Annotated in this window: 17 protein-coding genes; 9 read left to right on the top strand and 8 right to left on the bottom strand. The window is 68.8% G+C overall.

All coding sequences use genetic code 11. From position 1 onward, the window contains the following. The first annotated feature begins 16 nt into the window (after positions 1 to 16). The 4 genes from DCN14_RS27640 (at position 17) to DCN14_RS27630 (ending at position 3,105) form a co-directional block, all read left to right on the top strand. Positions 17 to 1,519, top strand: coding sequence for a cobyric acid synthase (locus tag DCN14_RS27640; protein ID WP_096502221.1), 1,503 nt, complete (start codon positions 17 to 19; stop codon positions 1,517 to 1,519). A gap of 82 nt (positions 1,520 to 1,601) precedes the next feature. After that, on the top strand, positions 1,602 to 1,742 hold the full coding sequence (locus tag DCN14_RS38480) for a hypothetical protein (RefSeq protein WP_172441887.1): 141 nt from the start codon (positions 1,602 to 1,604) through the stop codon (positions 1,740 to 1,742). Between the two features lie 163 nt (positions 1,743 to 1,905). Next, complete coding sequence (locus DCN14_RS27635) at positions 1,906 to 2,319, top strand: DoxX family protein (protein WP_096502219.1); 414 nt, start codon at positions 1,906 to 1,908, stop codon at positions 2,317 to 2,319. Positions 2,320 to 2,445: 126 nt separating this feature from the next. Next, positions 2,446 to 3,105 (top strand): ParA family protein, encoded by a 660-nt coding sequence (locus DCN14_RS27630; RefSeq protein WP_096502217.1) that lies wholly within the window; start codon positions 2,446 to 2,448, stop codon positions 3,103 to 3,105. A 122-nt stretch (positions 3,106 to 3,227) separates the two neighbouring features. On the opposite strand, the gene panD is transcribed toward DCN14_RS27630, so the two are convergent. The 4 genes from panD to DCN14_RS27610 form a co-directional block, all read right to left on the bottom strand. After that, positions 3,228 to 3,614, bottom strand: a complete 387-nt coding sequence (panD, locus tag DCN14_RS27625) for an aspartate 1-decarboxylase (RefSeq protein ID WP_096502215.1) — start codon at positions 3,612 to 3,614, stop codon at positions 3,228 to 3,230. A gap of 41 nt (positions 3,615 to 3,655) precedes the next feature. Then, the gene (panC, locus tag DCN14_RS27620) at positions 3,656 to 4,495 is read right to left on the bottom strand and encodes a pantoate--beta-alanine ligase (protein ID WP_096502213.1); all 840 of its coding nucleotides are present in this window, start codon (positions 4,493 to 4,495) and stop codon (positions 3,656 to 3,658) included. Between the two features lie 222 nt (positions 4,496 to 4,717). Next, a complete protein-coding gene (locus tag DCN14_RS27615) occupies positions 4,718 to 5,590 on the bottom strand; it encodes a ScpA family protein (RefSeq protein WP_096502211.1) in 873 nt (290 codons plus the stop codon). Positions 5,591 to 5,594: 4 nt separating this feature from the next. Beyond that, positions 5,595 to 5,783 (bottom strand): DUF3460 family protein, encoded by a 189-nt coding sequence (locus DCN14_RS27610; RefSeq protein ID WP_044849219.1) that lies wholly within the window; start codon positions 5,781 to 5,783, stop codon positions 5,595 to 5,597. Positions 5,784 to 6,028: 245 nt separating this feature from the next. Between DCN14_RS27610 and DCN14_RS27605 the strand changes: the two genes are divergently transcribed. Next, positions 6,029 to 7,834 carry an autotransporter assembly complex family protein gene (locus DCN14_RS27605; protein ID WP_096502209.1) on the top strand — a complete coding sequence of 602 codons (1,806 nt, stop codon included), beginning with the start codon at positions 6,029 to 6,031 and terminating at the stop codon, positions 7,832 to 7,834. Positions 7,835 to 7,861: 27 nt separating this feature from the next. Then, complete coding sequence (locus DCN14_RS27600) at positions 7,862 to 11,905, top strand: translocation/assembly module TamB domain-containing protein (protein WP_096502207.1); 4,044 nt, start codon at positions 7,862 to 7,864, stop codon at positions 11,903 to 11,905. 96 nt (positions 11,906 to 12,001) lie between these two features. Here DCN14_RS27600 and DCN14_RS27595 read toward each other — a convergent pair whose 3' ends face one another. From DCN14_RS27595 to DCN14_RS27575, 4 genes are all read right to left on the bottom strand, one after another. After that, positions 12,002 to 13,141, bottom strand: a complete 1,140-nt coding sequence (locus tag DCN14_RS27595) for a DNA methyltransferase (RefSeq protein WP_115531455.1) — start codon at positions 13,139 to 13,141, stop codon at positions 12,002 to 12,004. Continuing rightward, positions 13,125 to 14,333 (bottom strand): hypothetical protein, encoded by a 1,209-nt coding sequence (locus tag DCN14_RS27590; RefSeq protein WP_240327355.1) that lies wholly within the window; start codon positions 14,331 to 14,333, stop codon positions 13,125 to 13,127. The genes DCN14_RS27595 and DCN14_RS27590 overlap by 17 nt, the downstream gene beginning before the upstream one ends. 210 nt (positions 14,334 to 14,543) lie before the next feature. Beyond that, positions 14,544 to 16,706, bottom strand: a complete 2,163-nt coding sequence (metG, locus tag DCN14_RS27585) for a methionine--tRNA ligase (RefSeq protein ID WP_096502203.1) — start codon at positions 16,704 to 16,706, stop codon at positions 14,544 to 14,546. Positions 16,707 to 17,086: 380 nt separating this feature from the next. Continuing rightward, complete coding sequence (locus tag DCN14_RS27575; protein WP_096502201.1) at positions 17,087 to 17,734, bottom strand: OmpA family protein; 648 nt, start codon at positions 17,732 to 17,734, stop codon at positions 17,087 to 17,089. Positions 17,735 to 18,086: 352 nt separating this feature from the next. Here DCN14_RS27575 and apbC point away from each other — a divergent pair, with 352 nt between their 5' ends. The 3 genes from apbC to dcd all read left to right on the top strand — a co-directional run bounded on the left by apbC (position 18,087) and on the right by dcd (position 20,685). Continuing rightward, entirely contained in the window at positions 18,087 to 19,178 is a 1,092-nt protein-coding gene (apbC, locus tag DCN14_RS27570; protein ID WP_096502199.1) for an iron-sulfur cluster carrier protein ApbC, read from the top strand. Between the two features lie 133 nt (positions 19,179 to 19,311). Further along, positions 19,312 to 19,848 (top strand): superoxide dismutase [Cu-Zn], encoded by a 537-nt coding sequence (sodC, locus tag DCN14_RS27565; RefSeq protein ID WP_096502197.1) that lies wholly within the window; start codon positions 19,312 to 19,314, stop codon positions 19,846 to 19,848. 267 nt (positions 19,849 to 20,115) lie between these two features. Next, entirely contained in the window at positions 20,116 to 20,685 is a 570-nt protein-coding gene (gene dcd / locus DCN14_RS27560; protein ID WP_006398615.1) for a dCTP deaminase, read from the top strand. Positions 20,686 to 20,731: the final 46 nt, after the last annotated feature.

The raw sequence follows: 20,731 nt of genomic DNA, 5'->3' as shown, positions 1-20,731 counted from the left end.
CACGACTTTGCATACGATGAACGCACCCGAACCGCGGCCGCGCGGCACGTTGATGATCCAGGGCACGACGTCCGACGCGGGCAAGAGCACGCTCGTCGCCGGCCTGTGCCGCCTCGCGCGCCGCGCGGGCGCGCGTGTCGCGCCGTTCAAGCCGCAGAACATGGCGCTCAACAGCGCGGTGACGGCCGACGGCGGCGAGATCGGCCGCGCGCAGGCGCTGCAGGCGCTTGCCGCGGGCGTCGCGCCGCACACCGATTTCAACCCGGTGCTGCTGAAGCCGACGAGCGATCGCGGCGCGCAGGTGATCATTCACGGCAAGGCGCGCGCGAACCTCGATGCGCGGGCGTATCACGACTACAAGCCGGTCGCGTTCGACGCGGTGCTGGAGTCGTACGCGCGGCTGCGCGCCGGCTACGACACGGTGCTCGTCGAAGGCGCGGGCAGCCCGGCCGAGATCAACCTGCGCGAAGGCGACATCGCGAACATGGGCTTCGCCGAGCGGGTGGATTGCCCGGTCGTGCTCGTGGCCGACATCGACCGCGGCGGCGTGTTCGCGCACCTCGTCGGCACGCTCGCATGCCTGTCGGACAGCGAGCGCGCGCGCGTGCGCGGCTTCGTGATCAATCGCTTTCGCGGCGATTTCAAGCTGCTCGAACCGGGCCTCGACTGGCTGCGCGCGCAGACGGGCAAGCCGGTGTTCGGCGTGTTGCCGTACCTGCACGGGCTGCTGCTCGATGCCGAGGACATGCTGCCGTCGCAGGCGCGCAGCGCCGCCGCGCGCGGCGACGCCGGCGTGCTGCGCGTGGTGGTGCCCGCGCTGCCGCGCATCAGCAATCACACCGATTTCGATCCGCTGCGCGCGCATCCGCAGGTCGAATTCACGTACTGGAAGAGCGGGCCGGTGCCGGATGCCGACCTGCTGATCCTGCCCGGCTCGAAAAGCGTGCAGCGCGATCTCGCGTGGCTGCGCGAGGCCGGCTGGGACCCGGTGATCCGCCGGCACCTGCGCTATGGCGGCAAGGTGATCGGCATCTGCGGCGGGATGCAGATGCTCGGCCGCACGCTGGACGATCCGCTCGGCCTCGAAGGCGCGCCGGGCAGCGTGCCGGGGCTCGGGCTGCTCGACTTCGACACGACGCTGCAACCGGACAAGACGCTGAAGAACGTGACCGGGCGTCTCGCGCTGCCGGGCGCGGCCGCCGTGCACGGCTACGAGATCCACATGGGCGACACGCGCGGGCCCGCGCTGGCGGCGCCCGCGCTGGAGCTGGCGGACGGCGACGCGCCGGGCGGCGTGCGCACGGACGGCGCGGTGTCGGCCGACGGGCGGATTCTCGCGACCTACGTGCACGGGCTGTTCGACGCGCCCGACGCGTGCGCGGCACTGCTCGCGTGGGCCGGGCTCGACGGCGCGGAGCGCATCGACTACCCGGCGCTGCGCGAGGCGTCGCTGGAGCGTCTGGCCGATTCGTTCGCCGAGCATCTCGACCTGCGCGCGCTGTACGCGGAATTCCGCTGACGCGCGGACGCCGCGGCCTGGCTTTTTCCGCCGGATCGCATACAACTCAGGTGGGCGGAGGTCCGCCCGGAGGAGCGCGACGATGAAGGTTCGATGGTGGTTGAGCATGCTGCTCGCGGCGCTGCTGGGCGCGTCGGCGATGGCGCACGCTTGCGACGGCTACGGCCCGGGCAGTGGCCCGGCCGGCTCGGGCGACGCGACACAAGGCAAAAGCGGCGGCTGAGGTTCGCTTCAGGTATCGGCTGGCGGGGCATGATCGGTCATGCCCTTTTTATTGCCGAATTCGTTCCTGATGGGAATCAGTTAAAGCCTGATGGCTTGTTTATTGGTCGAATTGGTTCGAATAAAGTGCGATCCATGCTCATCCACTCACGAAGGAATTCGCCATGACCCCCAATCGCCTGAACGATCTTGGCGCGACGCTGCTGCGCGTTGCCCTCGGTGTGCTGTACCTCGCGCACGTCGCGCAGAAGGTGTTCGTCTTCACGTTGCCCGGCACTGCGCAGTTCTTCGCGTCGATCGGCCTGCCGGGCTGGCTCGCGTACGTGACGACCTTCGTCGAACTGGCCGGCGGCCTCGCGCTGCTCGCGGGCTTCCGCGTGCGCATCGCGGCGCTCGTGCTGCTGCCGTTCATGCTCGGCGCGGTGTCCGCGCATCTGCCGAACGGCTGGAGCTTCGCGTCGCCGAACGGCGGCTGGGAATACCCGGCGTTCTGGGCCGTCACGCTGGCCGTGCAGGCGCTGCTGGGCGGTGGCGCGTTCACGCTCGGCGCGCCGCGGGCCGCGACGCGCACCGCATAAACGGCGCGACATCGGCGCAACCCGTTCCGGTGACACCCCGTTTGCCGATATCATCGCTCCCTGTATCCGCATTCGAGCGGCGCGTGCCACACGGCGCGCGCCGCGCGGCTTTTTCGGGGGGAATTCATGACGGTTATCGTGGTGGCGAATCCGAAGGGCGGCGTGGGGAAGAGCACGCTGTCCACCAATCTTGCCGGCTATTTCGCGGCGCAGGGCGCATGGGTCGCGCTCGCCGATCTCGACCGGCAGCAGTCCGCGCATGCGTGGCTCGATCTGCGTCCGGCCGGACTTCCGGCGATCGAGGCGTGGGATCTCGATCCGGATGCGCCGTCGAAGCCGCCGCGCGGCCTCGAATATGCGGTCATCGACACGCCGGCCGGGCTGCACGGCAACCGGCTGAACGTCGCGCTGCAGCTTGCCGACAAGGTGATCGTGCCGCTGCAGCCGTCGATGTTCGATATTCTCGCGACCCAGCAGTTTCTGGAGCGTCTCGCCAGCGAGAAGGCGGTGCGCAAGGGCAGCGTCGAGGTCGGGATCGTCGGGATGCGCGTCGATGCGCGCACGCGTTCGTCCGACCAGCTGCACCGGTTCGTCGAAGGGCTCGGCCTGCCGGTGCTCGGCTACGTGCGCGACACGCAGAACTACGTGCAGATCGCCGCGCACGGCCTGACGCTGTGGGACGTCGCGAAGAGCCGCGTCGACAAGGATCTCGAGCAATGGCGGCCGATCGTCGAGTGGGCCGAGCGGCGCGCGCCGAAAGCGGAGAAGGCCGCCAAGGCGTCCTGAGCGCGCGGCGCGGCTGCGGCAATACGAAAAGGGCCTGATCCGGCGTCGTGCCGGACCAGGCCCTTCGTACGTCTGCGGCGGACGGCTACCGGCGTGCCGCGGCGCGCCGGCGGCCATGCGCATTACGTCCAGTTCTGCGTCGGCACGTGATCGCGGTGGCCCTTGATCCTGTTGCCTTCGTCGATGAACACGAGCTTCGGTTTCCAGCCGGCCTGCAGCTCGGCTTCGTCGACCATCGCGAACGCCGCGATGATCACGAGATCGCCGAGTTGCGCACGGCGCGCGGCCGAGCCGTTCAGCGAGATCATCCCGCTGCCGCGCTCGCCCTTGATCGCATACGTCGAGAAGCGCTCGCCGTTGTTGATGTTCCAGATGTCGATCCGTTCGTTCTCGATGAGGCCCGCCGCTTCGAGCAGATCTTCGTCGATCGCGCACGAGCCTTCGTAATGCAGCTCGCAGTGCGTGACGGCCGCGCGGTGGATCTTCGATTTGAGCATGTGGCGCTGCATGGGTGTCTCCGTGATGCGTGAGAGGCGAGGCCGGGCGGCCGTCAGATTTCCAGGTTGTCGATGAGGCGCGTCGCGCCGAGCTTGGCCGCGGCGAGCACGACGAGCGGCTCGCCGGCTTCGAGCTCGGCGGCGCTTGGCGCGATCAGGTTCGCGCGGCGGCGGATCGAGATGTAATCGGGCACCCAGCCGCGCTCGGCCAGGTGCGTGCGCGCGTGCTGCTCGAGCTTGCCGAGGTCGCGTTCGCCGCCGAGCACGCTGTCGCGCACGCGCTGCAGCGTCCTCGCGAGTTCGGGCGCTTCCCGGCGCTCGTCGGTCGTCAGGTAGCGGTTGCGCGACGACAGCGCGAGGCCGTCCTCGTCGCGCACCGTCTCGGCCGCGATGATCTCGACCGGCAGCGCGAGCTGTTGGCACATGCGGCGCACGATCATCAATTGCTGGTAGTCCTTCTTGCCGAACACGGCGACGCGCGGCTGCACGCACGACATCAGCTTCGTGACGACCGTGCACACGCCGGTGAAGAAGCCGGGGCGGAACTCGCCCTCGAGAATCCCGCCGAGATCGTCCGGCGGCAGCACGCGGTACTCCTGCGGCTCCGGATACATGTCGCGCTCGGTCGGCGCGAACAGCACGTAGACATTGTCCTTCTGCAGCTTCTCGATATCGTCCTGCAGCGTGCGCGGATATTTGTCGAAATCCTCGTTCGGGCCGAACTGCAGCCGGTTGACGAAGATGCTCGCCACGACCGGATCGCCGTGCTGGCGCGCGAGGCGCATCAGCGACAGGTGGCCTTCGTGCAGGTTGCCCATCGTCGGCACGAACGCCGTGCGGTTCTGTCCGCGCAGTTGGTCGCGCAGTTCCTGGATCGAGCTGATGACTTTCATGATCGGGTAGCGGGTTCCTCGCGCATGCGCGCGTTGGCGCCGCAGCAGCGGCGTCGGGGTCGAAGCGGAGAACGCCGGCGCGCGGGCGGCGCATCGGGCGTCGGCGGATTGTAGAGGATTTGGCCGCCGGACGCATCGAAAAAAGAACGATCGTTCATTTTTGAGCCGGGCGCACCGCTGGCGGCACGCGCATGCGGCGGCATCACGTAGCGTGGCGGGGCTTTAAGCGGGCAGGTACGCGAGGCGCACGTAGATCGGCGCGAACGGCTCGGGCTGCGTGATCTCGACGAGCGATTCGCGCGCGAGTTCGAGCATCGCGATGAAGTTCACGACGACGACCGGCACGCCGCGCGACGTGTCGAACAGGTCGGCGAACTCCATGAAGCGCGCGTTCTGCAGCTTGCGCAGGATCAGGCTCATGTGCTCGCGCACCGACAGCTCCTCGCGGGAGATCTTGTGGTGCTGGACGAGCTTCGCGCGCTTGAGCACGTCGGCCCACGCGGCGCGCAGGTCGTCGGAGTCGACGTCGGGAAAGCGCGGCGTGATGCTCTGCTCGATGTACACCTCGGCGCGCAGGAAGTCGCGCCCGAGCTGCGGCAGCTGGTCGAGGCGCTGCGCGGCGAGCTTCATCTGCTCGTATTCGAGCAGGCGGCGCACGAGTTCCGCGCGCGGATCCTCGGCTTCCTCGCCGGTGTCGGCCTTCTTGACCGGCAGCAGCATCCGCGACTTGATCTCGATGAGCATCGCGGCCATCAGCAGGTATTCGGCTGCCAGTTCGAGGTTCGACGTGCGGATCTGGTCGACATAGCCGAGATACTGCGCGGTGACCTGCGCCATCGGGATGTCGAGCACGTTGAAGTTCTGCTTGCGGATCAGGTACAGCAGCAGGTCGAGCGGGCCTTCGAACGTCTCGAGAAACACCTCGAGCGCATCGGGCGGGATGTACAGATCCTGCGGCAGCTTGAAGAGCGGCTCGCCGTACAGGCGAGCGAACGCCGCGACACCGTCGACCGTGTCGGGCGTCGAATCGGCGCCCGCGGGCGCGGCAATCGCGTCGTCCTGCCGGGCGGCGCTGGCCTCGTCGGCGGCGCTCACGTCGTCAGAAGTTCTGGTAGTAGACGTAGGACGTTTGCTTCACGCGCGATTCCTGCTGCTCGGCGCGCTCGTCGAGGTCGATCGGCTGCTTGTCCCACAGCAGGGAGCGGCCCTTGCGCTGCTCTTCTTCGAGCGTCGGCTTCTGTTGCTTGAGCTGGTTCAGGAATTGCGTGACGTCGGACTGATACGGCATGGCTTGGCTTTCCGTTTCGGGCGGCGCAGGAGGCGCCGGATTCTGCGAATTCGGGATTTTACCGCATCGCGGGGAACAGCCGGCGCCAATCGCGCGTCGAATCCGCTGGCCGGCGCCCGACGCTCGCCCGGGCGCCGGTCGTTGCGCGCACGCGTCAAAGCGGCGCCGGCGCTGGCGCGGCCGCCGCCCTGTGGTCAAATACAGGGTTTTCCACGAAAACACGACAACCGAGGGCGAGGTCATATTTGGCGGGTCAGGCGAACCAGCAAGCACACACGGCGCGTGACGCAGGGCGGCGCACGGCCCGCCGGCGCGCCGCGGCCGCGGCCCGGGCAGCCCTCGTCGGCTGTCTCGCCGCGTTCGTCGCGCTGCCGGCCTGCGCGAAGTACGACGTCGACATCGACGCGCCGCGCTCGATCCGCAAGCTGCTGAAGGCCCATCTCGATATTGCCCGCTTCGCGAAGCGCGACGACATCAGCGACGACCAGTTCGATTTCCTCGTGACCGCCACGCCGCAGCAGGTTCGCGACCTGACCGCGACGGCCGGCTATTTCTCGCCGATCGTGCGCACCGACGTGCGCACGCACGACGGCAAGCGCGACGTGCGCGTCGCCGTCGATCCGGGGCCGCAGACCGTCGTGTCGACGGTCGACCTGACGTTCAACGGGCCGGTGGCCGCCGAGGATCCGAAGCAGGAGGCCGCGACCCGGTTTGCGTTCTCGCTGAAGCCCGGCGACCCGTTTACGCAGTCCGACTGGGACGGCGCGAAGGGCGCGGCGCTCAAGCAACTGCAGTCGCGCCGCTATCTGGGCGCGAAGATCGCGTCGTCGGAGGCGCGCATCGATCCGCGCACGCAGCGCGCGACACTGGCCGTCACGTTCGACAGCGGCCCGACGTTTACGATCGGCAAGGTCGACGTCGACGGCGTGCGCCGCTATCCCGAGAAGATCGTCACGAACGTCAATCCGCTGTCGGAAGGCGAGATCTACGACGTGCAGCGGATCACCGAACTGCAGCGGCAGCTGCAGAACACGCCGTACTACGCGAGCGTCGCGATCGACGTCGGCGACGACACGTCGAAGCCCGAGCGCACGCCCGTGCATGTGAAGGTCAGCGAGTTCCCGTACAACAGCATTCGCGGTGGCGTGGGTTACGCGACCGATACGGGCCCGCACGTGCAGGGCTCGTACACGTACCTCGACACGTTCGGCGCCGCGTGGCCGCTCACTGTGTCGGGCCGGCTCGACCAGATCCAGCAGTACGGCCAGGTCCAGCTGTCGATGCCGCCGGGCGAGAAAGGCTGGACCAACAGCGTGCTCGCGTCGTACACGAACACCAACGTGTCGGACACGCGCATCTACAGCGCGCGGGTCGGCGTGCAGCGCACGCGCACCGGCCAGTTCATCGACTACGCGTACTCGCTGATGTACTACCAGGACCGGCTCGACCAGAACGGCGCCGGCCCTACCACGAGCCGCGCGCTCGTGCCGCAATGGGCGTGGACGCGCCGCAACGTCGACGATCCGCTGTTCCCGCGCTCGGGCAACCTGATCCACGCGGAGGCCGGCTTCGCGATCAAGGGCGTGCTGACCGACCAGACCTTCGTTCGCGGTTACGCGCGCGGCCAGCAATACGTGCCGATCGGGCGACGCGACCTGTTCGTGTTCCGCGCGGAGCTCGGCGGCGTATTCACGAGCGGCAGCTCGGCCGGCGTGCCGGCGTCGCTGCTGTTCCGCGCGGGCGGCTCGAACTCGGTGCGCGGCTACGGTTACCAGAGCATCGGCAACAGCGTGGACGGCTCCGTGCTGCCGACCAAGTATCTGATGACGGGCACGGCCGAATACCAGCACTGGTTCAACCGCGACTGGGGCGCCGCGACGTTCTTCGACATCGGCACCGCGACCGATGCGTGGGGCGAGCGGGTGTTCTACCCGGGCGTCGGCATCGGCGCGCGCTGGCGCAGCCCCGTCGGCCCGATCAACGTCGATGTCGCATACGGGCTGCGCAACCACAGCGTGCGCCCGTACCTGACGCTCGGCATCGCTTTCTGACCTGTTGCCCGACCCACGACGAACCGCATGACGAAGGATTCGAACGACACGCCGCCGCCCCACGATCCGGACTCGCCCGAGCGCGCGTCTGACGCGCCGCCGCGCGCGCCGCGCCGCGTGCGTGCCGGCCGCGTCGTCGCGTGGACGCTCGCGACGATCGTGCTGCTCGTCGCGCTGGCGGCCGGGCTCGTGCTGGCCGCGGCGACGACCGAGCGCGGCACGCGGCTCGCATGGCAGACGGCCGTGCGGGTGCTGGGCGGGCGGCTGACGGGGACGCTCGACGGCGGCTCGCTCGCGACCGGCGTGCGGCTGCGCGGCTTCGCGTGGACGAGCCCGGGCGGCGCCGGCACCGAAGTGCGGATCGACCGGCTCGACGGACGCTGGGCGCTGACCCGCGCGCCGTGGCGGCTGTCGGTCGCGTACCTGCGCGCGGGCACCGTCGACGTGCGGATCGTGCCGGGGCCGCCGACACCGGCCACGACGCCGCAGGACCTGAGCCTGCCGCTGCAGTTGCGGATCGACGACCTGCGCGTCGATCGCCTGGCGATCCACGAAGGCGGCTCGACGACGCAGCTCGATCGCCTGGCGCTGAACGGCCGCAGCGACGGCCGTCACCATGAACTCCTGCTCGATGGCGTCGACACGCCGTACGGCGCGCTGACCGCGCGCGTGAAGCTCGACGGCGTGAAGCCGTTCGCGCTGACGGGCGATGCGACCTATGCGGGCAAATTCTCCAACGAACCGGTCAACGCGAGCGCGAACGTGTCGGGTTCGCTCGAAGCGCTCGTCGCGGACGTGACCGCGAGCGGGATGAAGCTGAACGGGCGCGCGCACGTCGAGGCCGCGCCGTTCGGCGCGGTGCCGCTTACGCGCGCCTCGCTCGTGTTCGATCACGTGAATCCGCAGGCGATTTCGCCAGGGGCGCCGGCCGCCGATCTCGCGGTGCGCGCCGAACTCGCGCCCGTGACCGCGCCGGCCGGCGCCGCGGCGGCGAAGGGCTTCGCGGTGACGGGCCCGGTGTCGATCGTCAACGCGAAGCCCGGCACGCTCGGCGACCATCTGCTGCCGGTCGTCGACGCGCACGCGACCGTGCATCTCGACGCGCATGCGCAACGGATCGATGACCTCGCGCTGAAGCTGATCCGCGACGGCAGCGTGACCGGCAGCGGCACGCTGACGGGCGGCAAGGGCCGTTTCGACCTGAAGGCCGCGAATCTCGACCTCAATGCCTTCGTCGCCGAATTGCGGCCGATGCGCCTGGGCGGCCCGCTCGGCGTGACGCTCGCGGGCGACGTGACGACCGTCGATTTCAACCTGAACGACCCGAAGCTCGCGCTCGGCGCCCGCGCGAAGGTCGCGCTGACGTCGCAGCAGACGGTGCTGACCGACGCGCGCGTGACGGCAGGCAAGGGCCGGATCGACCTGACCGGCGTGTTCCGGCACGACGCGCACGCGAGCTATGACGCGAAGGCGACGCTGACCGCGTTCGATCCGCTGCTGCTCGCCGCGATGAGCGCACCGAAGGCGTCCGGCGGCAAGCCGGCCGCGAAGGTCGCCAAGGCGCCGGCACAGCGCGGCGAGACGCGCGTATCGGGCACGTTGACGGCCTCCGGCGCGTTCGCGCCGCAGGTGTCGACGAAGGCGACGTTCAAGCTCGGCGACAGCCTGTACGACGGCGTGCCGTTGACCGGCGCGGGCGTGCTGCAACTGGCCGGCACGCGGATCCTGCCGAGCAACGCGAACCTGTCGATCGCCGGCAACCACGTCGACCTGCGCGGCAGCTTCGGCGCGCCCGGCGACCGGTTGCGCTTCGTCGTCGATGCGCCGCAGCTCGACCGGCTCGGCTTCGGCTTCCAGGGGCTCGTGCAGGCGCAGGGCGACCTGACCGGCAGCTTCGCGCATCCGAACGTGACGGCCACCTACAAGGCCGAGCACGTCGTGATCGGATCGAACCGGATCGGCGCCGCGCAGGGCCACGCCGACATCCGCGATGGCGCGAACGGCGCGCTCGTGTTCACGGCCGACGCGACCGACATCGCGCTCGGCTCCCTGCAACTGAAATCGCTGCGCGCGAACCTCGGCGGCACCCGCGCGAAGCACACGCTCGATGCGTCGGCGATCGGGGTGGCCGGCGGCCGCGTGATCGACCTGACGCTTGCCGCGAACGGCGGCGTGGTCGAGAACCGCGACGGGATGCGCTGGGACGGCACCGTCACGCGCCTCGCGAACCGCGGCACGCCGGCGCTCGCGCTGCAGTCGCCGCTCGCCGTGTCGGCCGGCGCCGGCCGCGTGACGCTCGGCGCGACGCGGCTCACGCTCGAAGGCGCGGCGATCGACCTGAAGTCGTTCGTGTTCGATCACGGCCAGATGCGTTCGGCGGGCTCCGTGAGCGGGGCGTCGGTCGCGCGTTTCCTCGAGGTTCGCCAGGAGTTGACGGGCCAGCGGCCTCCGGTGCGTACCGACGTCGTGCTCGATGCGGACTGGGACTTCTCGCTCGGTGCGAACGCGACGGGTTACGTGCAGGTGAAGCGGCGCGGCGGCGATGTGACGATCGAGAGCGGGCGCGGCATCGCGTCGCTCGGGCTGACCGACCTGTCCGCGCGCGCGAGCTTCGCGCCCGGCAACCGGCTCAACCTGGTGGCGCTTGCGAAGGCGAACCGGATCGGCACGCTCGACGCAAACGTGATGGTGCCGTTCGCGTTGCGCGACGGCGTGTTCGGCGTCGCCGACGACGGCCCGCTGTCGGGCCGCATCGATGCCGACCTTCCGTCGCTGAAGGCGACCGGCAACCTGTTCGGGCCGAGCTACCTGCTCGGCGGGCGCGCGGCGCTGAAACTGACGGTCGCCGGCACGCCGGCGAAGCCGAACGTGTCGGGGATGCTGACGGGCGACGATCTGTCGGCGACGCTGGTCGACCAGGGCGTGCAACTGAAGGACGGCATCGTGCGCGTGAAGCTCTCGGACAACCTCGTCGAATTCCAGCAGGTCGAGTTCCACGGCGGCGACGGGACGCTGCGCGCGATCGGCCGCGTGCGGCTCGACGGCGAAGCGCCCGATCTGACCGCGAGCATCGTCGCCGACAAGCTCGAGCTATTCGCGGCGCCCGATCGCAAGCTGTCGCTGTCGGGCAAGGCGACCGTCGCGAACGACGGGCCGCGCGGCGCGCTGTCGATCGACGGCAAGTTCGTCGTCGATCACGCGCTGTTCGACCTGCCGGAGGACGCGGCGCCGCACCTGTCCGACGATGTCGTGATCGTGCGGCCGGACGGCACGGTGCGCGGCGAGACGCCGACAGGCACGGCGGTCGCCAAGCCGCAGAAGGTGACGGACAAGCCGGCGCCGTCGCTCGCGCCGCGCGCGAACATCGACATCGGCCTCGGCAACAACTTTCGCTTCAAGGGCCACGGCGCGGATCTCGGGCTGCGCGGCACGATCACCGTGATGAGCGCGCCCGGCGTGCCGTTGCGCGCGGTCGGCAACGTGCGCGTGACGGAAGGGTCGACCTATACGTCGTTCGGCCGCAAGCTCGCGATCGAGAACGGCTTCTTCACATTCAACGGCCCGGTGTCGAACCCGGGCGTGAACATTCTCGCGATGCGGCGCAACCAGGAGGTCGAGGCTGGGGTACAGGTCACCGGCACGATCCAGTCGCTGACGGTCAAGCTGGTGTCGGAGCCGAACGTCACGGACAACGAAAAGCTGTCGTGGCTGCTGTTCGGGCACGGCACCGACCAGGGCAACAACGTCGGCCAGCAGGGCACGATGACGGCCGCGCTCGCGCTGCTCGGCAGCGTGACCGGCAAGCGCGTCGCGCAGACGTTCGGCCTCGACGAGTTCTCGATCGGCCGCAGCGACGTCGGGCTGACCGATCCGCAGGTGATCCAGATGTCGAAGGCGATCAACGAGCGTTTCGTGCTCGGCTTCGAGCAGGGCCTGCAATCGGCGAGCAACGCGTTCAAGGCGACGATCAACCTGACGCGCTTCTGGTCGGTGTCCGCGTATGGCGGCACGTTCCAGGGCGTCGATCTCAACTACACGCGGCGTTTCGATCGCTGGTTCTCGCGGCGCTGACGAAGGGGCGGCGCGCGCCGGCGCCTGCGGTGACGGGCGGCGTGCGCGTTTGCGCGGCGCTGTCGGCGCGGCGCGTGCGGCCGCGTTTTTTCCGGCTCAGGCCGCCGCGCCCGGTGTCGGATCGGCGCGCAGACAAGACTCGAACCCTTCCTGCGTTTCGGCCACCGTCACATCGACCTGCAACAGCCGGCCGTGCGCGTCGATGCGCCGCGCGCGGAAGTAATGACGGTAGCGCAGCGCGGCAGCCGCCACCGGCGGCGCGATGCGCGCATTCCACGATTCGATCGCGAAGCCGTCGGCCTCGAGCCATTGCAGCAGCCGCGACACGCCCGCATCGTCGGGCGCGACGACGAGGTCGACGTCGTTCAGCGGCGCATCGGTGCCGATAGCGTCCGCGTTACCGGCCAGACGCCGCGCGAAGCCGCCGATCACCGTGAATGCGAAGCCGTCGCGCGTCAGCGCGGCAACCAGCGCGCGGGCCGCGTCGGCGTCGCTCGCGAGCGGCGCCTTGCGGCACACGAGCGCGTATTCATGCGTGCGATCGGTGGCCCCGGCGCCGTGCGGTGCGGGGCCGTCCGCCCGTTCGTAGATCAGCACGCGTTCCTCGTGCAGCACGAAGCGCTCGCCGAGTAGCCGCGCGACATCCCACGCGAGCGGCACGAAGCGGCCGCCGATGCGCAGGTTCTGCGCCATCGCGATGCACCAGCCGCCCGGTTCGAGCAGCGCGTGCACGCCGGCGAACACGTTGCGCATCCGTTCGAGATACGGCGCGTAATAGTCGACGCCGTACAGTTGTCCGTCGCTCGGGCGGCCGGGCAGCCCGCTGCAGCCGAAGTACGGCACGCTCGTCAGGCATAGCGTGAACGGGCCGCCCGCGTCGCGCGCGGCAGCCTGCGTCGCGTCGCCCGACAGGTCGCCGGCCAGCACCGGATAGCGGGGAGATGCGGCGCCGGCGCGCGCGAGCCGTTCGCGTGCGAATGCGACGCGCTGCGGATCGATTTCGACGCCGAGCGCCGGCACGCCGCAGCGTGCTGCGGCGACGAGCGTCGTGCCGAAGCCGCCGAACGGATCGACGATCCAGCCGCCCGGCGTCGCGTGGCTGCCGATGAACGGCACCATCTGCTCGACCCAGCCGCAATCGCGCGCGTCGAACGAATCGCGGGCACGCAGATCGGCGGGCAGGGTGGTGTCGGCGGCCTCGTCGGTCAGGCGCAACCAGCTAGTCACGGGGGGCATCGCTGCTCCAGAGAATGTCGCGCGTCGGCTGCCAGCCCGCGCACAGGTTGCCGTTCGGGTGAAACACGAGCTTGTACACCGCGTCGCGCAATTCGTGTTCGCGCATCGCGCCGTAGTCGGAGGTTTCGAACACGACGTCGAGGCCGTCCCGATGCGCCCAGCGCGCGTTCCAGAAGTAGTAGCCGCCCGTCAGCTCGATCGGCTCGTATTGCGCGGAAAACGCGCGGTCGGCCGCGCACGCGAGCAGCAATGCGTCGATCGGAACGCGCGCGCGGTCGATATGGCGCCGCGTCGCATTGTGCCGGTAGGTATCGGGCAGCGCCGAGAATTCGCGGAAGATCACCGAGCGGGCGCCGAGCGCGCGGGCGTGGGCGACATAGCGCAGCACGTCCGCCGGCGTCTCGATGCCGCCGCGCTGCACGATGCAGACGAGCTTGACCGGGAAGTGCGCGCGCGCGGCGGCGAAGGCCGCCTCGAACGCGGGCTGGTGCATGATGCGCTGGCCGGGCCGAAAGCGCATGATCGACTGGTTCACGTCGTCGCGGTCGTGATGACGGGACCATTCGAGCCACGACAGCCCGAAGCCCGCGAGCGCGGGCAGCAGTGCGTCGCGATGCTCGACGAGGCCGGCGCCGTTCGTGTACAGCACGCTGCCGTTCGCGTCCGGACCGTCGTCGCCGGCTGCGCGCAGCGTCGCGACGAGCGACAGCAGCCAGTGCGGATCGTCCGTGTTCTCGAGCCCCGACAGCGAATACGACAGCGGCACGCCGCGCAGCGCCCGCAGCGCACGGCGAAGCGTGTCGAAATAGTCGGCCGGCGGCCGCAGGCTTGCCGCCATCGGCCCCGCCGCGGTGTCGTCGACGAGCGTTTCCGAGCAGAACCGGCAGCGTGCGGAGCAGGGCCGCGCGGCCGCGTACGGCGTGAACGTGAGCGGCTGCGCGAAGCGCAGCGTGCGGTCGGCAATGGTGTGGACATGCCATCGGCCGGCGTCGGCGGCGGGCGGTTCGCGCAAGGCGAGCCACGCGAAGCGCTGCGCGAGCGTGTCGAACGCGCGGCTGCGCGCGACGAGCGGCGCGACGGCGTTCGCGTCGGCAATCGGCACGAGCGGAATCGTCATCGGCGCGCGCGCATCGCGCGTGCGCGGCAAAGCGCGCGTCCGTTCGGTGGACGGGGCGTCGGGTGCGTTTGTCATATCGTTGTTGTGACGAGGAGCCCGCCGCCACGGCCTGGGTCGACCGCTCGATCGATGCGGTCTTCGGAATCCGGCGGGTCCGATGCAGCCGCTATGGTAACGGAACGCGGCCGCGCGCCACGCGGGGCAGGGCATCTTCGCGCCGCGGCATGAAAAAAGCCCCGCACGAAACGTGCGGGGCTTTTTTGCGCAAGCGGTGTTGCGTGTCGCTTACTTCACGCGCATGCCGGGCTTCGCGCCGCTGTGCGGCTCGAGGATGTACAGGCCCGGTTCCGCCTTCTCGTCGGCTGCCGACGCGGCGAGCACCATCCCTTCGGAGAGCCCGAACTTCATCTTGCGCGGCGCGAGGTTCGCGACCATCACCGTCAGCTTGCCGACGAGCTGCTCGGGCTGGTACGCGGACTTGATGCCCGAGAACACGTTGCGGGTCTTTTCCTCGCCGATGTCGAGCGTGAGCTGCAGCAGCTTGTCCGACCCTTCGACGGCCTGGCACGCGACAATTTTCGCGATGCGCAGGTCGACCTTCGCGAAATCGTCGATCGAGATCGGGCCGTCGTCGGCGCCGTTCGCGGCGGCCGGCTGCGCGCTTGCCTTGGCGTTCTTCGCGCCCTTCGACTCCTTGGCGGCGTTGGCGCCCGCGGCTGCGGCGCCGGCGGCGTCGGCCTGCAGCGAATCGCGGTTCGCGGCGAGCAGCGCATCGATCTGCTTCGGGTCGACGCGCGTCATCAGGTGCTGGTACGCCTTGATCGGCTGTGCCGACGACAGCGGCTTCGCGGCATCGGCCCACGTGAGCGGCGCGATTCCGAAGAACGCCTCGACGGATTCGGCGACACGCGGCATCACCGGCTTCAGCGCGAGCGACAGCAGGCGGAACGCCTCGAGGCTCACGCTGCAGGTTTCGTGCAGCGCAACCGCGTTGGCCGGATCCTTTGCGAGTTCCCACGGCTTCGCGCCGTCGACGTACGCGTTCACTTCGTCCGCGAGCTCCATCGTGTGGCGCAGCGCGCGGCCGTATTCACGCGCTTCGTAGTTCGCGGCGATGTGCTCAATCGCGTCGCGCAGCTTCGCGACGAGCGGATGATTCATCGCGCTGTCTTGCACGCGGCCGTCGAAACGCTTGATCAGGAAGCCCGCCGCGCGGCTCGCGATGTTCACGTACTTGCCGACGAGGTCGCTGTTCACGCGGGCCTGGAAGTCTTCGAGGTTCAGGTCGAGGTCTTCCATCGTCGCGTTCAGCTTCGCGGCGAAGTAGTAGCGCAGCCATTCGGGGTTCAGGCCCGTGTCGATGTAGCTCTGCGCTGTGATGAACGTGCCGCGCGACTTCGACATCTTCGCGCCGTCGACCGTCAGGAAGCCGTGCGCGAACACGTTGGTCGGCGTGCGATGGCCCGAGAATTCGAGCATCGCCGGCCAGAACAGCGTGTGGAAATACAGGATGTCCTTGCCGATGAAGTGGTACTGCTCGGCGGTCGAGCCCGAGCGGATCCATGCGTCGAAGTCGATGCCCTTGCGGTCGCACAGGTTCTTGAAGCTCGCGTAGTAGCCGACCGGCGCGTCGAGCCACACGTAGAAGTACTTGCCGGGCGCGCCCGGGATCTCGAAGCCGAAGTACGGCGCGTCGCGCGAGATGTCCCAGTCGGCGAGCTTGGCTTCGCCGGCATCGCCGAGCCATTCGCGCATCTTGTTGGTGGCTTCGGGCTGCGCGAGGCCGCTGACCCATTCGCGCAGGAACGACTCGCAGCGCGGGTCGGACAGGCGGAAGAAGTAGTGCGTCGACTTCTTGCGCACCGGCGTCGCGCCGGACACGACCGAGTACGGGTTCAGCAGTTCGGTCGGCAGGTAGGTCGAGCCGCACACTTCGCAGTTGTCGCCGTACTGGTCCTTCGCGTGGCACTTCGGGCACTCGCCCTTGATGAAGCGGTCCGGCAGGAACATTTCCTTGACGGGGTCGTACGCCTGCTCGATCTCGCGCTCGGCGATCAGGTCGTTTTCCTTCAGCGCGAGATAGATCTTCTCGCTCAGCACGCGGTTCTCGTCCGAATCGGTCGAGTAGAAGTTGTCGAACGACACACCGAAGCTGTCGAAGTCGCGCTTGTGCTCGGCCCATACGCGATCGATCAGCTGCTTCGGCGTGAGGCCTTCCTTCTCCGCACGCAGCATGACCGGCGTGCCGTGCGTATCGTCGGCGCCGATGTAGTAGACCTCGTGGCCATGCATTCGCAGCGTCCGCACCCAGATGTCGGTCTGGATGTACTCGACCAGGTGGCCGATGTGGATCTGCCCGTTGGCATAGGGCAGTGCGGACGTAACGAGGATCTGGCGGCTGCCTTGCGGCGCCGCAGCCTGCACGGAAGTGAGGTCGGATGCGGACATAGGGTCTGTAGAAGAACAGCGGAAACGACGGAGGAAACTGCGATTCTAGCAGGGGCGCGCGCAGGTCAGTCAGGGGCGGTGCCGCAGGCAGGGCGGCGCAAGGAGGCGGGAGCGTCGGGCGGACGGGCGTGGCGGCGTTATGTTGCGGCGCAGCACGCATTTTCCGGGCAAAAAAAACCGGGGCGGATACAGCCCCGGAGCAACAACGACAAGAGGAGAATGGTGACGCGCCGGCAGCGCCAGCCGCGTACCGTAAAGACAGACCGCGGGTTACGACAGAAGTTCGAAATTTTTTTCGATTTGTTGACGGTCCCGCGGCGAGCCTTGTGTGACGGGGCCGAGCGCCCGGCGCGCGCCCCCGTTTCCTCTCGCTACGCTGCTTACTGGTGCTGCTGCGGTGCGCGCAGGTAGATCTCGACGCGGCGGTTTTGCGCGCGGCCGGCTTCGGTCGCGTTGTCCGCGATCGGGTTCGACGCGCCCATGCCCTGGGCCGACAGGCGGCCGCCGGCGACGCCGCGCTGCACGAGCGCGTTCACGACGCTCTGCGCACGGTTCTGCGACAGCGTCTGGTTCAGCTGCGCCGAACCCGTGCTGTCCGTGTAGCCGACGATCGAGGCCGTCACTTGCGGGTTCTGGTTCAGCGTCGTCGCCAGGTCGTTCAGGAGCGGCGTGAAGGCCGGCGTGATCGCGTACTGGTTCGTCGCGAACGTCACCGAGCTCGGCACGTTCAGCTTCAGCGAGCCGTCCGGCTGCTCGGTCACTTGCGTGCCCGTCTGTGCTGCCGACGGCGCGAGCTTGTTCTTGATCGCTTGCCAGTTGTAACCCGTCACGCCACCCACCAGTGCGCCGACGCCCGCGCCGATCGCCGCGCCCTTACCGCCGCCGGCCAGTGCGCCGATGCCCGCGCCCAGCGCCGCACCCGAGCCGGTGCCGACGGCCGTGTTGGTGCCTTGCTGCGTGGCGCAGCCTGCCAGCAGTGCGCCGGCGAGTGCGAAGACGGACAGGCGAGTCGCGATTTTCATGTTCATCTTGGATTCCTCTCTTGGTTGAACGAGTCGACAACGACGACAAACAACAGTTACGGCTCCCTACGCGGGCCGCCCGAAAAAGGAGGGCGGGCCCGCGCTCGCGGCAGCCGCGGAGGCGGCCGCATGCCCTGTTCGCCAGCGTGGCTGTTCGGACAGGGTGACGCGTCAGCCTCTACAATATAGGCGGTTGGCGGCCGATTTGGCCCCATAGCGTGCCGCACGCGAAGATTGCTCCGCCGCGCGCGTTCGCGCAATGGCGTGCAACAGATTCTTTCACTTTTCCCGTTTTTCGCAGCGTTATTTGATATTTCTTGACGTTCGTGCGCGAAAAAAACGTTTTCACGGAGTTTCGATGAGCATTGACCGGGCACAAGTCGACGCCGCACTGGCGGCTGTCGTCGACCCCAATACCGGCCGTCCGTACGCGGCGAACAAGGGCGTGCGCAACGTCGCGATCGACGGCGACGTCGTGGCGGTCGACGTGGTGCTCGGCTATCCGGCGCGCAGCCAGCACGACGACGTGCGCGCGCGCATCGCCGATGCGCTGAAGGGCGTGGCGGGCGTGCGCGACGCACGCGTCGCCGTGTCGCAGGAGATCGTCGCGCACACGGTACAGCGCGGCGTGAAGCTGCTGCCCAACGTGAAGAACATCGTCGCGGTCGCATCGGGCAAGGGCGGCGTCGGCAAGAGCACGACGGCCGTGAACCTGGCGCTCGCGCTCGCCGCGGAAGGCGCATCGGTCGGCATTCTCGACGCCGATATCTACGGCCCGTCGCTGCCGACGATGCTCGGCATTCACGGCCAGCGCCCGGAGTCGCCCGACAATCAGTCGATGAACCCGCTGGTCGGCCACGGCCTGCAGGCGAACTCGATCGGTTTTCTGATCGAGGAAGACAACCCGATGGTGTGGCGCGGCCCGATGGCGACGTCCGCGCTCGAGCAACTGCTGCGCCAGACCAACTGGCGCGAGCTCGACTACCTGATCGTCGACATGCCGCCGGGCACGGGCGACATCCAGCTCACGCTCGCGCAGCGCGTGCCGGTGACGGGCGCCGTGATCGTGACGACGCCGCAGGACATCGCGTTGCTCGACGCGAAGAAGGGCCTGAAGATGTTCGAGAAGGTCGGGATTCCGATTCTCGGTATCGTCGAGAACATGAGCATCCACGTCTGCTCGAACTGCGGCCACGAAGAGCACATCTTCGGCGCCGGCGGGGCCGAGCGGATGGCGAAAGATTACGACGTGAACGTGCTCGGCAGCCTGCCGCTCGACATCGCGATCCGCGAGCGCGCGGACAGCGGGACGCCGACGGTCGCGGCCGAACCGGACGGCGCGCTGGCGCGCCGCTACCGCGACATCGCGCGCGGCGTGGCGCTGGCAATTGCCGAGCGTTCGCGCGACATGACGTCGAAGTTCCCGTCGATCGTTGTTCAAAATACGTAAAACCCTTGCGGGGCGGGGCCTCACGCTGTTTACGGCGCCGCGAGGCGCGGTATCATGGCGACTTTTCCCGGGTCCCTTTACCCGCCCGGCATGGCCGCCGTGTCGAACGGCCGCCAGCCGGCATGAGGATCGAATGAACCAACGACATCACGGCGTGCGCGCCGGCCGCGCGCGGCGCGCGCTGCTGGCCGCCGCCGCGCTGGGCCTGCTGGCCGGCTGTACCTCTTTTTCCTCGTCGCACGAAAAGCGCGCCGACGCGCAGTTGCAGCCGACCGTCGGCTCGCAGACGCGCGGCGCGGTGACGTTCGTCGAGCGCCCGGACGGCGTCCAGGTCACCTACAACCTGGCCGGCCTGCCGCCGAACAGCGATCACGCGCTGCAGGTGCACGAACGCGGCGACTGCAACGCGGGCGACGGTTCGAGCGCCGGCCAGGTGTTCGCGCCGGCCGCCGACCGGCTGCGCGCGGGCGCGCGCGTCGCCGGCGATCTCGGCAACATCCATGCGGACGCGAATGGCGTCGCGGCCGGTTTCATCGTCGCTCCCGATCTGGCCCTCGACGGCGTGCGCTCCGCGCTGAACCGCGCGGTGCTGGTCCACCGCGATTCCAGCGATCCCGCGTTTCCGCAGCACGGCGCGGGGCCCGCGCTCGCGTGCGGCGTGATCCGTTGACGGCCGCTGCGTGCGCGAGCCGATGATCGCGTAAAATGTGCGCCTTTCCGGGTCGCTGCTTCGCGCCAGTGGCCCTTACCGACTGTCACGCAGCGTTTCCAGGCGCCCCGATATGAAACGACCCCAACGCTCACTTCGTTCGCTGTCCCCCGAGGGGACGGCCAGCCGCCCACGGCCGGCTTTGCAAAGCCGGCCGGCTGCGCAGGCGCAGAGCGATGCTCTGCGAATGCCCTGCTACGCCCTTGGGACGGCCCGGCGGAGGTCGGCATGAGTATCAAGTCCGACAAGTGGATTCGGCGCATGGCCGAAGAGCACAAGATGATCGAGCCGTTCGTGCCCGATCAGGTTCGCGCGTCCGAGGACGGTCGCAGGATCGTCAGCTACGGCACGTCGAGCTACGGCTACGACATCCGCTGCGCGGACGAATTCAAGATCTTCACGAACATCAACTCGACGATCGTCGATCCGAAGAACTTCGACGAGGGTTCGTTTGTCGATTTCAAGGGCGACGTGTGCATCATCCCGCCGAACTCGTTCGCGCTGGCCCGCACCGTCGAATATTTCCGCATCCCGCGCACCGTGCTGACCGTCTGCCTCGGCAAGTCGACGTACGCGCGCTGCGGGATCATCGTCAACGTGACACCGTTCGAGCCCGAGTGGGAAGGCTACGTCACGCTGGAATTCTCGAATACCACGCCGCTGCCGGCGAAGATCTACGCGAACGAAGGTGTCGCGCAGGTGCTGTTCTTCGAAAGCGACGAAGTGTGCGACGTGTCGTACGCCGATCGCGGCGGCAAGTATCAGGGTCAGCGCGGTGTCACGCTGCCGAAAACCTGATCTGGTTGCATAACGTCTCACCAGTTTCCGGGTGACCGCTGCGCGT

The organism is Burkholderia sp. IDO3, from assembly GCF_003366075.1.
Lineage (GTDB): Bacteria > Pseudomonadota > Gammaproteobacteria > Burkholderiales > Burkholderiaceae > Burkholderia > Burkholderia anthina.
This window is presented reverse-complemented; position numbering and strand designations above follow the sequence as displayed.

Bases quoted from the DNA above. Each gene is read 5' to 3' on its own strand.
- DCN14_RS27640 (WP_096502221.1), top strand. From the start codon at position 17: ATGAACGCACCCGAACCGCGGCCGCGCGGCACGTTGATGATCCAGGGC.
- DCN14_RS38480 (WP_172441887.1), top strand. From the start codon at position 1,602: ATGAAGGTTCGATGGTGGTTGAGCATGCTGCTCGCGGCGCTGCTGGGC.
- DCN14_RS27635 (WP_096502219.1), top strand. From the start codon at position 1,906: ATGACCCCCAATCGCCTGAACGATCTTGGCGCGACGCTGCTGCGCGTT.
- DCN14_RS27630 (WP_096502217.1), top strand. From the start codon at position 2,446: ATGACGGTTATCGTGGTGGCGAATCCGAAGGGCGGCGTGGGGAAGAGC.
- panD (WP_096502215.1), bottom strand. From the start codon at position 3,614: ATGCAGCGCCACATGCTCAAATCGAAGATCCACCGCGCGGCCGTCACG.
- panC (WP_096502213.1), bottom strand. From the start codon at position 4,495: ATGAAAGTCATCAGCTCGATCCAGGAACTGCGCGACCAACTGCGCGGA.
- DCN14_RS27610 (WP_044849219.1), bottom strand. From the start codon at position 5,783: ATGCCGTATCAGTCCGACGTCACGCAATTCCTGAACCAGCTCAAGCAA.
- DCN14_RS27600 (WP_096502207.1), top strand. From the start codon at position 7,862: ATGACGAAGGATTCGAACGACACGCCGCCGCCCCACGATCCGGACTCG.
- DCN14_RS27595 (WP_115531455.1), bottom strand. From the start codon at position 13,141: ATGCCCCCCGTGACTAGCTGGTTGCGCCTGACCGACGAGGCCGCCGAC.
- DCN14_RS27590 (WP_240327355.1), bottom strand. From the start codon at position 14,333: ATGACAAACGCACCCGACGCCCCGTCCACCGAACGGACGCGCGCTTTG.
- metG (WP_096502203.1), bottom strand. From the start codon at position 16,706: ATGTCCGCATCCGACCTCACTTCCGTGCAGGCTGCGGCGCCGCAAGGC.
- DCN14_RS27575 (WP_096502201.1), bottom strand. From the start codon at position 17,734: ATGAACATGAAAATCGCGACTCGCCTGTCCGTCTTCGCACTCGCCGGC.
- apbC (WP_096502199.1), top strand. From the start codon at position 18,087: ATGAGCATTGACCGGGCACAAGTCGACGCCGCACTGGCGGCTGTCGTC.
- sodC (WP_096502197.1), top strand. From the start codon at position 19,312: ATGAACCAACGACATCACGGCGTGCGCGCCGGCCGCGCGCGGCGCGCG.
- dcd (WP_006398615.1), top strand. From the start codon at position 20,116: ATGAGTATCAAGTCCGACAAGTGGATTCGGCGCATGGCCGAAGAGCAC.